The sequence below is a fragment of the Pseudoalteromonas sp. TAE79 genome, from assembly GCF_000498015.1.
GTDB lineage: Bacteria > Pseudomonadota > Gammaproteobacteria > Enterobacterales > Alteromonadaceae > Pseudoalteromonas.
In genome coordinates this window covers 1-6,215 of the sequence record NZ_AUTL01000222.1, presented here as the reverse complement: position 1 = coordinate 6,215, position 6,215 = coordinate 1, and the positions used below count along the sequence as shown (strand labels likewise).

Annotated in this window: 8 protein-coding genes; 2 read left to right on the top strand and 6 right to left on the bottom strand. The window is 40.5% G+C overall.

The features are described 5' to 3' along the window. From L655_RS0117340 to L655_RS0117325, 4 genes are all read right to left on the bottom strand, one after another. Positions 1–604, bottom strand: a 604-nt coding sequence (locus L655_RS0117340; RefSeq protein ID WP_024604010.1) for an IS66 family transposase zinc-finger binding domain-containing protein, incomplete at its 3' end; no start/stop codon positions are given. Positions 605–684: 80 nt separating this feature from the next. Continuing rightward, positions 685–1,029 carry an IS66 family insertion sequence element accessory protein TnpB gene (tnpB, locus tag L655_RS0117335; protein ID WP_158001052.1) on the bottom strand — a complete coding sequence of 115 codons (345 nt, stop codon included), beginning with the start codon at positions 1,027–1,029 and terminating at the stop codon, positions 685–687. Positions 1,030–1,031: 2 nt separating this feature from the next. Further along, entirely contained in the window at positions 1,032–1,373 is a 342-nt protein-coding gene (locus tag L655_RS0117330; protein WP_024591408.1) for a hypothetical protein, read from the bottom strand. A 56-nt stretch (positions 1,374–1,429) separates the two neighbouring features. After that, complete coding sequence (locus L655_RS0117325; RefSeq protein WP_024605723.1) at positions 1,430–1,675, bottom strand: hypothetical protein; 246 nt, start codon at positions 1,673–1,675, stop codon at positions 1,430–1,432. Positions 1,676–1,951: 276 nt separating this feature from the next. Between L655_RS0117325 and L655_RS0117320 the strand changes: the two genes are divergently transcribed. After that, positions 1,952–2,194 carry a type II toxin-antitoxin system RelB/DinJ family antitoxin gene (locus L655_RS0117320; RefSeq protein WP_024605722.1) on the top strand — a complete coding sequence of 81 codons (243 nt, stop codon included), beginning with the start codon at positions 1,952–1,954 and terminating at the stop codon, positions 2,192–2,194. Further along, on the top strand, positions 2,184–2,468 hold the full coding sequence (locus L655_RS0117315) for a type II toxin-antitoxin system RelE/ParE family toxin (protein ID WP_024605721.1): 285 nt from the start codon (positions 2,184–2,186) through the stop codon (positions 2,466–2,468). Before L655_RS0117320 ends, L655_RS0117315 begins: the two co-directional genes overlap by 11 nt. On the opposite strand, the gene L655_RS1000000128395 is transcribed toward L655_RS0117315, so the two are convergent. Both L655_RS1000000128395 and L655_RS0117305 read right to left on the bottom strand, forming a co-directional pair. Next, positions 2,469–2,930 (bottom strand): replication initiation protein, encoded by a 462-nt coding sequence (locus L655_RS1000000128395; RefSeq protein WP_080670030.1) that lies wholly within the window; start codon positions 2,928–2,930, stop codon positions 2,469–2,471. Between the two features lie 537 nt (positions 2,931–3,467). After that, positions 3,468–6,215, bottom strand: a 2,748-nt coding sequence (locus tag L655_RS0117305) for a TonB-dependent receptor (protein ID WP_024605720.1), incomplete at its 5' end; no start/stop codon positions are given.

The window sequence follows — 6,215 nt, the reverse complement described above, 5'->3', positions numbered from 1 at the left end:
TCTGTCGACTGAGTTCAATACCGTATTGCTTAAACATCGCTTCCTGGCGATACAGCGGTAACCCGTATTGGTATTTACTGGTGATAAGCTGACTGAGCAAACTGCTGGTTGCAATGCCTTTGTTGATGGGCATGGCAGGCATTGAGGCTTGTTTAATCTGTGTCTGAGTTGAGGATTTATCACAGTGACGGCAGGCGTATTTAGGCCTAATATGCTCAATCACTTTGATTTTAGCGGGTATGAACTCAAGCTTTTCTGACTTATCTTCACCCATTTTATGTAGCTCACCGCCACAGCAATCACAGGTTTTGTCGATGATGTCGTGAATAACCTGCTCACGAGGTAAGTCTTTTGGCAGTGCCTTACGCACCGGCTTTTTACGGGTATAGCTAATGGATTGTTGCTCTGCCTCAACTTCCTCAACAATTTCTTCCACTTCATTGAATAACTCGCCTTGCCCGGCAAAGCCTTCAGCACTTTTGCCGAATTGTTTTTGTTGGGCCAAGCTCCAGCGCTCTTCCAATGCCGCAATCTGGGCATCCTTCTGCGCTAACAGTTTTTCAAGTTCAGCAATGCGCTGTTTAAGGGCGAGTTCATTTTTCATGACGCCTATTTTAAGGCATCATCAAAGGCTTTGCAGTGCTAACTGAACTCACTTTGATGATCATCAATCGATCGCAAATATTAAAGCATTTTCTTACCTGCGACATCAATTTTACTGTGTCCAATCACATCATAACCCGATAATAACCAGTGTAATTGCTGCTCGCTTAAGGTCATGGTGGGTGACATGAGTTTGGGCCATTTGAACTTATGCTTATCTAATCGCTTATACCACAGTGCAAAACCGGTGTTATCCCAGTAAAGCAGTTTGAGTTTGTCACGGCCTTTATTACAAAACACAAATAGCGCACCACTGAGCACGGGTAGTTCAAGCTCTGCTTCCACCAACGCCGCCAGACCATTAATTGATTTTCGAAAATCAACGGCATCGGCACATAAATAGACGGTGGGTACATCAACGAACATCCTCATACCGTTAGCCCTTTAATAATGGCAACGATATCGGCCGTCGCTAAATCGATAGGAAACGTGAGTTGGCCGGTTAGCGTATCAAACTGCAGCGTATTTTGACGAGTTTGCGCGCAGACTTCAGTAGTTTGTTTTACCTGGACAAAACGTGATGATGTAAGGCACTGCGTGTGCACTGGCAAGGTGGAATTAGGCTGGTCTTTTGCCAGTAAAGCACGTTGTTTATAATAAGTCGTAATAGCGACATTATGGTGTTGGCAGAATTCAATATTAGTACCACTAAACGTACTGCGTTGCAGCAAAAGCTGCTGCCACTGTGCGCTTGTTCTGTAAGTTTTCATCACCTGCTCCGAATTTATCATTGAGCAGGTATTTTTAGATAATCAGAACATCGATGCTAGGTGTGGTTCGCTAGACGCTTACGTTCAACTTCGCGTACAGTTTCCTGAGCGACGTGCGCTAAACTTTCAATACTATCAACAGAGCTTTTTAAATTTCTCTCTGTTGCTAGTATGTGGGTATCAACGTTCTTACTTTCCAGTGATTTCTTCACATATTCAGATAAAGAAACATCTTGCTTTTGCGCCTCATTATTTAAAGACTCTTTTAATTTATCGTCAATTCGGATGCTTAGAATGGCCATTCTAAAATGCCTCTGTTGTATACGGGTGTAAACAAAGCGTATACGCCTATTTTTAAAGGCACAATAGCTTATTTCAGATGAAAACAGTGTATGACAAAATGAGATAGTAGGCACGCTGTCGAATGTATACAATTACTTCGTAATCTTAATACAGTCGCGTGCAAAGGGGATACCCCTTCAACCCCTTTTAAGCATTAGAATAAAAATAATAGCTCTTGCACTTTTATCTCAGTTGAATATAATTAATGTATATACAATTGTAATTACAGGTGTGCTATGGGTACTATTAATATTCGTGTTGATGATGATTTGAAAGCGCGTTCTTATGCAGCATTAGAAAAGTTAGGTATAACTCCCTCTGAACTATTAAGACAAACATTAGAATATGTTGCACAAAGAGAGGCTTTACCATTCAAATCTGTGCTATTAACTAGTGACGACGAGGCGCTAATTGCTGTTGCAAAAGCCCGTTTAGCTGAACCAAAAACAGGGGTAAAGGTTTCGCTAAATGACCTATGAGTTAGAATTTGACCCTCGAGCGCTCAAGGAGTGGCACAAATTAGGTGCAACCGTACGTGATCAATTCAAAAATAAGTTGTCAGAAGTCTTAAAGCACCCTCGGATTGAAGCTAACCGACTAAGAGAGCTGCCAGATTGCTACAAAATTAAGCTGCGTAAAGCAGGGTATCGCTTGATATATCAAGTACAGGATGAAAAGGTTTTGATTCTTGTTTTGGCTATAGGGAAAAGAAACAAGTCAGAAGCTTACAACGATGCAGAGAAACGAGTTTAGCTAAAATCCCTCAAATTTCATTTGGTCATCTACTCGATAAGAGAACCTTAGCTTAGTTGCTTTACGTTGCTTCCTCTCGATGATTTCAACGCTTGTATTCTTTATTTCGGTAGTGTCTTTAATCGTCTCTATACTTCGCTTTATGACAAGTTTATTCAAGTCTTTAAATAGAGGGTATGAGTAAAATTTTTCCTTGTTTTTTGTTGTGTATAGTCCTAGTTCGTCTTTTAGCTCATCGACACCTATTTCAAAATAGCGGTCTTTCTTTTCGCTTATTTTCTGGCGTAGGAGTTGATATAAGTTACTTGCGTTTGTGTCTTTTAGCCGTGTGCTCGATATTAAAACTTGGGTGGTATATTTGCCCTCTATCATGCAAATATACGGCTTCATTTGACGGCTAAAGTTAATGTCTACGTAACCGCCACCGTCCTCATAGTCGCAGTATTCAGTGACGTTAAGTATACGATACCTTTGCCGCTAGGTTTCCTCCAAGGCTTATCTCCAGATCGTGGTATGGGTGGTAAAAGCTGATCTTTCGGAATCCCTATTATTTGTTTTTGTAAGTCCAGAGTCGCGGATTTTAGTTGCTCATAGGCTGTGTTCATTTCTAGCTTGGCTATTTTCGCGTATTCACTAGCATAAATTCGGAATACTTGGCCTTGCTTTACTATTTTTTTAGAGTCCAGTTGAGCTATGGCCATAAATAAAACGCGCCTAGATGACAAGGGCATCTTAGATAGTGTTTTGTTGATATCGGTCTTATGCCGAACTTTCGTTTTACTAGATGTGTTTACTAATTCCATAAGGGATTTTCTTTATTTTTTGCGACCTCCTACAAGTTAAGGGATGGTTTACTTTTAGTTAATACCACCTTTATATTTTTATCCACAAGACTCGGTAGAATAATCATGTTTTTAATAAGGTTTGTATAATATAAAGCTACTTTTTTATAGGCGTAAAAAAGCCTGCATAAAAGCAGGCTTTAGTGTCTAGGGAAAATTAAAATTTAGCGCGAATACCAAAGCTGTAACGGCGATCCGCTTCAGTGTACTTCCAAGCACCACCTAGTTCAGATAGGTAGATTGAAGGCTCACCCGTTAAGTTGGTCGCATTACCTACTAAGGTCACGTTTTCGTTAATATCCCAGCTTGCAGAGAAATCTAACTGGCCTCTGTCGTCACGGTAGTTATTACCGTAAACAGTACCTTCTGCTGAAATACTGCCGTCTGAGTTAATATTTTCTACACGTTTCTCGTTTTCAGTATCTAAGAAACTGTCACGGTAGTTATAAGCTAGACGAGTAGAGAAACCTTCGTATTCCCAAAATACTTGTAAGTTATACGTATTTTTAGAAATATCTAATAACGGGTTACCGTTTGGTTGCTCGCTGTCTGCGTATGTGTAGTTTGCGTTAATGCCTAAGCCAGAAAATGCACCAGGTAGGTCTGTAAAGAACTGTTGATAACCAACTTCAAAGCCTTGTACTGAGCCGTTTTCACCGTTTACATTTTTAACAGTATCGATACCCGTTAGTCCTGCGTCACGTAAGCCTGCTACATGGTTAAAGCCATCAGCATCTACTGGGAAGTCAGTTGCATCCGAGTAAACTAGGTTGTCTTGTGAAACACCTGCAACGTCAAGCTGACATACTTGGTTCCATTGAGTTACATTTTGACCTGTTGAAGTGCTAGATGCCGCCACACAGCTACTTTCGTTACTTAAGAAAGATTCAACATCTTTATAAAATACTGCGAAAGAAATTACGTTACCTTGGTCAAAGTAATGCTCTACAGATAAGTCGTATTGCGTTGCACGATATGGTTCTAAATCAATAGAGCCTTGCGTTGCACCTGTAATGTCGTTATTAACGTCAAATGCAGGGCTTAGTTCGCTAAAGTCAGCGCGGCGCATAACTTTTGCAGCAGCAAAGCGGAATAATGTTTCGTCTGAGTAGTTATACGTTACGTTTAAGCTTGGTAAAAAGTCGCTGTAGTCATTGTCGCCAGTTACTTTTTCGCCATTAAGAAATACGCTTGATTCTAAATCTGTAGCTACATAACGACCACCCACAATTGCAGTGATGTTATCAAAGTCTAAGTAGGCTGATATATACACGGCAGCAGTATCTTCAACTACGTTGCGGTATGCGCTTTCTTGGAACTCTTGGTTATCTGAAAGACTACCTGTTGACGCTAGGTTAGTACCTGCAAGTAACTGCTGAAGCTGAGCGTAAGTATTGGCCGGGTTAGATAAACCGTTGTAGCTTAAAAAGGTTAGTAGGTCGTTTTGTCCCGAATGACCTAATTGGTCAAATGAGTTGTCGTGGCTAACTGTTGTAAAGCTATTTGAAAAAGCAGCGTTGTAGTCATCAACCCATAAAGTGGCTAACGAACCGTCTGAGTCGTTAAATGCATTTTTATAAATGTCTTTAATTTCTACTTTGTATTGCTCATATTCGTAATCGCGGTTAGTAACACGTACACCCGCTTTTACTTTAGATACCCAGCTTAAGCTGCTGAGTGGCTCAAACATTTCAACATCAAAACGAATAGCTGTTTCGTCATTGTCTGTTCTTCTATCTTCACTTTTAAACGTACGAAGTGCTAAGTTTTGTGGGTCAGTAAATGCATTAGGATCTGAATGAATGATGCTTGGTAATTTATTACCGTCTTGAGAAAATGCACCATCATATAAATGATTTGTTAGCTGAGTTCCACCACTTGCTTCAAATGTTGATTTTTCGATTGGGCGAAGTGTAAATTCAGAATCAGGTCTTACGCTTTCTGATGATGCTACCGCAATTTCACCAGAGATTTTGATACTGTCAGTAAGGTTCCACTCTGCACCAAGTGCATTTGAAAACGAGTCAGTTTCACGAAAGTCACTGTATGTTTTAGGAATACCAAACTCGTTTGTTAACGTGTAATTATTTACGCCGTTAGCATCTTGAGTTGTATTTGCATCTGTTGATAGTGAACCTGCGACACCTAAAATAGAGTTACCAGCTTGTTCACCTGAGCGCTTTGTGCCGCTTAAATCAAGATACACCATGCCATTACCAGATTGTGGTGCCCATTGAAGAGATAAATTTACAGCAGTTCGTTTACGCTGCTCTACGTATTGTTCAACACTGTGCTCGTCTCTTACGATAGCGTTGCCACTAGGTGTATTACCTTCTTGGCCATTAATTTCGATATCTTGAGGTTTAACACGGCTAGATGTTTCATCTTGGCGAATTTCGCGATCTTGGAATGAAAACATAGCAATGGCACCAAAGGTACCCATTTCATCAAAGTCCCAGTTGTTACCAATTGAACCACTAAAAATAGGAGCTACATTTTCTGTTTTATCAGCGTATGCGCCATCTAATGAAACTGCGCCAGTTAGTTTATCTAACTCTAATGGGCGAACTGTCTTTAAACTAACTGTTCCGCCTAATGCACCCTCAATCATATCGGCAGTAGGAGACTTAACTACTTCTACTGTTTTTAAGAAGCTTGATGGGTAATCTTGCAAGCTAATGCCGTCACGAGAGTCACCAATAGTAGAGCGACCATTTAATTCAACACGGTTTTGAGGTAAGCCACGAATCGAAACACTGTCACCCACACCAAAATCGGTATTAATCGATACGCCAGTAATACGTTGCAACGCTTCTGCAATATTATTATCTGGTAACTTACCAATGTCTTCAGCAACAATTGCATCTACAATACGTCCGTCAGTACGCTTAAGCATAGCGGCGGC

What these genes read in the sequence shown, in the direction of transcription:
- tnpB (WP_158001052.1), bottom strand. Translation starts at nt 1,029, where the DNA reads ATGTTCGTTGATGTACCCACCGTCTATTTATGTGCCGATGCCGTTGAT.
- L655_RS0117315 (WP_024605721.1), top strand. Translation starts at nt 2,184, where the DNA reads ATGACCTATGAGTTAGAATTTGACCCTCGAGCGCTCAAGGAGTGGCAC.
- L655_RS0117320 (WP_024605722.1), top strand. Translation starts at nt 1,952, where the DNA reads ATGGGTACTATTAATATTCGTGTTGATGATGATTTGAAAGCGCGTTCT.
- L655_RS0117325 (WP_024605723.1), bottom strand. Translation starts at nt 1,675, where the DNA reads ATGGCCATTCTAAGCATCCGAATTGACGATAAATTAAAAGAGTCTTTA.
- L655_RS0117330 (WP_024591408.1), bottom strand. Translation starts at nt 1,373, where the DNA reads ATGAAAACTTACAGAACAAGCGCACAGTGGCAGCAGCTTTTGCTGCAA.